The following is a 4196-nucleotide window of genomic DNA, read 5'->3' as shown; positions in this document are numbered from 1 at the left end:
CTTTTGATATTAACTTATTTGTGCCTTAAGTCCTTTCCTGTATGAATTTCAGCTACTTTTGAGCTTAGGTACTCTCATTGAATTTTATTTTAAGTTAATTATTTGCATAACAATTCCCGAAGAGCCTTTATTTTTTCCTAGTTAGTCATAAAAAATGCGCTAGACAGTTAGGCTTATTTCCTGTCTTAACGCATAGATTAACAGACTAAATTAAAGCCCGATAACGCCCCAAAGCCAGTAGAGGGAAATACTGCTGATAGAAATGATATTTCAGGTAAAAATGACAGGGAAAACCTGTACCGGTGAAGTAATCTTCATCCCATGTACCATTTTCTTTTTGGGTAACAAGAAGATAGTTAACGCCCTTTTCAATCACTTCTCGCTGATAATTGCCGGTGACTTTCCCGACGGCTAATAAACCGATTAATGCCCAAGCAGTTTGGGAAGCGGTACTATTTCCCTGTCCTTTAAATTTAGGGTTATTGTAACTAAAACAGGTTTCACCCCAACCACCATCAACATTTTGACAACTGCTTAACCAATTGGCTCCTTTTTGCAATTGCTGGCGATATTGATTCGGTTCCAGAAAAGCCAAAGCAGATAACGCCCCACTGGTTCCATAAATATAATTTACACCCCAACGACCAAACCAACTACCATCAGCTTCCTGTTCTTTTTCCAGATAATCCAAAGCTTTTTTAACTCGATTTTCCCCCATTTTAACATCACAAGTGCCTAACATTTCTAGAACTCTGGCAGTCACATCAGCCGTATTAGGATCGATCATTGCTTTTAGATCGGCATAGGGCAAAGAATTAAGCCAGTTTTGATCGTTATCGATGTCAAAAGCTCCCCATCCACCAGCTTTACACTGCATAGTAGCCATCCAATTAACTGCCCGTTTCATCACGCTTGTTTTAATATTTTCATCGGGCATTTTAATTAACTCTAAAGCCATCACCACCACTGCCGAATCGTCTAAATCGGGATACCAGCGATTATCAAATTCAAAAGCCCAACCCCCGGGGGTTCCGATTTTATTTTTAATCGCCCAATCGCCATAATCAAGAATTTGTTGATCGATTAACCATTGTCCCGCTTTAATCATAGCTGGATGAGCGGGATTTAGACCGGATTCAATTAGCGATCGAATTACCCAAGCCGTATCCCAAACCGGCGACACACAGGGCTGTACACAATAGGTATTATCCGTCTCAATAGCAAAATTATCCACCGCTTTTAAACCCCGATCAACAATCGGATCGTCCACATCATAACCTAGGGCTTTTAAAGCTAACAGAGAATTTAACATCGCCGGGATAATTCCCCCCCAATCGCCCGTGTCTTCCTGTCGTTCAATTACCCATTTTTCCGCCGCTTGCAGACTTTCTTGACGGAAGGGAACTAAATTAGTTTTTTCTGTCCATTTAAACAGTCCATCTAACCAGAGAAAAATATCTGACCAATTGTTATTTTTTGGTAACTCATACTTGACATTATTCACCCCTTCTGTATAGAGTTCATCGAGGTTAAAACCCATTTTATACACGGGTTTTTTGTCGAAAACAATTAATAAAGGAACCGTACTTCCCCGCGCCCAACTGGACATTTCATAGATAGTAAAAGGGAAATTTTCCGGCAGTAGCATGATCCAAGCGGGGATAGAGGGAACTCCCTGCCAATCATAACAACCAATCAAAGCGAGGTGCATTTTGGTGAAAATGCGGGTTTTGCTGATGCCACCTTTAGCTAAGATAAATTCTCTGGCTTTTTCTAAAGCAGGATCATTAGCGGGAATTCCCAATAGTCGCAGTCCCATGTAGGCTTCCACAGTGGTGCTAAGATCGCCACCATCCCCATAAAATAACTCCCAAGCGCCGTTAGGACACTGTTGCTGACGCAGATAGGTGGCTGCTTTGTCTAGGGGGCGTTTTTTGTCAGTTTTCCAGATTTTGTGCAGTAAAATTGCTTCTGAGGTGATGGTGACATTAGATTCTAATTCTGCCCACCAGTAACCCTCAGAGTATTGGGTAGAAAGTAAATAATTTTGAGAAAGTTCGATCGCTTTCGCTGTTTTAGCGGCTATTTCGGTGATTTTGTCCTGAATCTGCATTTTTTTCCGTTCGACAACCTCTAGGAACCACGAGTGCAAATAAGATAATCTTATTTACAAAGTTTTTAATAAGTAGGTAAAAGATAGGCTTTTGTTCCCAAAGAATCCAGTCAAGGAATCTGCTTTAGTTGCCACTTTCTTTTTTCTTTTCACTGATTACTGTTTACTGATTACTGATAACTGATTAAGTACCCCCACTCCCCTGAAGACAAAAAGGGTACGAAACTCGCACCCCACCAGATTGCTCTTAATTTAACTTACTTTTTCTTTTTGCCTTTAGCGGGCGGATTATCCTTCGCTGCCGGTTCCGGGGCTTTTTCCTCCACTTGCGGGGCTGCTGCCACGGGTTCCGGGGGTTTTTGTCCCATTTGGGCGGCTACTTCGGCGGCGAAATCCGTTTCTTCTTTCTCGATCCCTTCACCTAGTACAAAGCGTTGGAAACGACGCACCTGAATATTTTCTCCCAAAGCGGCGATCGCTTGTTTGATCAATTCCTCAATACTAATGTTCTGGTCGCGGATAAAGGGTTGATCAAGCAGAGAAAGTTCTTTCAAACGTTTTTCAATGCGCCCAGCTACAATTTTTTCTTTGATATTATCGGGTTTATTGGCTAAATCGTCCCGTCCCATCTCAATTTCTTTTTCTTTGGCGGAGATTTCGGCGGGAATATCGGCCACTTTCACATATTCGACGTTAGGACAAGCGGCAATCTGCATCGCCACGTCATTAACCAATTTTTTGAACTCCTCGCGACGGGCAACAAAATCGGTTTCGCAGTTCACTTCCACTAAAACACCGATGCGGCTGCCGGTGTGGATGTAACTGCCGATCATCCCTTCTGCCGCTACCCGACTGGCTTTTTTCTCGGCGGAAGTAATCCCTTTTTGACGCAACCATTCGATCGCTTTAGTTATATCCCCCGCGTTTTCCGTCAGCGCCCTCTTGCAATCCATCATGCCGGCGCCGGTCTTTTCCCTAAGTTCTTTAACCTGTTGTGCTGTAATTTCTGCCATAAAATTCCTAACCTACTGCTTATAGTTGATCATGCCACGAGAGGGGCAGGTTTTGCCGATCGATAGGTCCGGAAAGTTTCCCCCCGAACCTAACGGCAATCAATAGCTAATTTTCCCTAGTTATCGTCGTCTCCACTGGCAAATTCGGCGGCGTATTGGGAATAATCACCTTCTTCCTCGTACTCGGTTTCATTATCGTAGTCTTCCTCGTATTCTTCCACCGCTGCTTGACCGCCGCGACGACCTTCGATGATCGCATCGCTAATTTTGCCTAAAATCAGTTTAACTGAGCGAATTGCGTCATCGTTGGCGGGAATCGGCACATCTACTAAGTCAGGATCGCAGTTAGTATCCAAGAGGGAGATGATGGGAATGCCCAATTTTTGACATTCTTGGATAGCGTTATATTCCCGACGCTGATCCACTACGACGACTAAATCCGGCAGCCGGCGCATGGTTTTAATGCCACCGAGGTATTTTTCCAGTTTGCCTAATTCCCGACGCAGTACCGATGCTTCTTTTTTAGGTCGTTTATCGAGGGCGCCGCTATTTTCTAATTCTTCTAATTCTTTGAGTCTTTCTACCCGGCCGCGAATGGTTTCCCAGTTGGTTAACATTCCCCCTAACCAGCGTTGGTTAACGAAGTGGCTGCCGCTGCGTAAAGCTTCCTGTTTAATGATTCCTGCTGCTTGCCGCTTCGTACCGATGAATAAAAAGCGTTTACCGCTATCGGCTTCTCCTCGGACAAATTCGTAAGCTTCTTCGATTAATTGGGCGGTTTGCACCAAATCAATGATATGAACCCCATTTCGAGCAGTGTAGATGTACTGAGACATTTTCGGGTTCCAACGGCGGGTTTGATGGCCGAAGTGAACCCCAGACTCTAGCAATTCTGCGAGAGAGACAACGGGCATATTTTTCTCCTTTTCGGGTTTATCCTCCATCTAGGGCTGGATTTCTAGATTCCTAGAAACACCCGATCGCCTAGATGTGCGATTTTTGACAACTTTTCTAGTCTAACATAAGCAGGGTTTGCGGCAAAAAGTTTTTCCTGGGGGCAGGGTGTGGGG

The 4196-nt window shown here is 43.9% G+C and carries 3 protein-coding genes; all 3 read right to left on the bottom strand.

Going from position 1 to position 4196, the window contains the following annotated elements; all coding sequences use genetic code 11:
- Positions 1 to 205: 205 nt before the first annotated feature.
- The 3 genes from shc to rpsB all read right to left on the bottom strand — a co-directional run bounded on the left by shc (position 206) and on the right by rpsB (position 4040).
- A complete protein-coding gene (gene shc / locus IQ224_RS21975; RefSeq protein ID WP_194033493.1) occupies positions 206 to 2113 on the bottom strand; it encodes a squalene--hopene cyclase in 1908 nt (635 codons plus the stop codon).
- A 257-nt stretch (positions 2114 to 2370) separates the two neighbouring features.
- Positions 2371 to 3126, bottom strand: coding sequence for a translation elongation factor Ts (gene tsf / locus IQ224_RS21970; RefSeq protein ID WP_004161303.1), 756 nt, complete (start codon positions 3124 to 3126; stop codon positions 2371 to 2373).
- Between the two features lie 116 nt (positions 3127 to 3242).
- Entirely contained in the window at positions 3243 to 4040 is a 798-nt protein-coding gene (rpsB, locus tag IQ224_RS21965; RefSeq protein WP_002734382.1) for a 30S ribosomal protein S2, read from the bottom strand.
- Positions 4041 to 4196 lie beyond the last annotated feature (156 nt).

It is taken from the genome of Microcystis sp. LEGE 00066, from assembly GCF_015207925.1.
In the GTDB taxonomy this organism is placed as follows: Bacteria; Cyanobacteriota; Cyanobacteriia; order Cyanobacteriales; family Microcystaceae; genus Microcystis; species Microcystis ichthyoblabe_A.
Note: the sequence above shows the minus strand (reverse complement) of the source record. Positions and strands in the feature narration are given on the sequence as shown.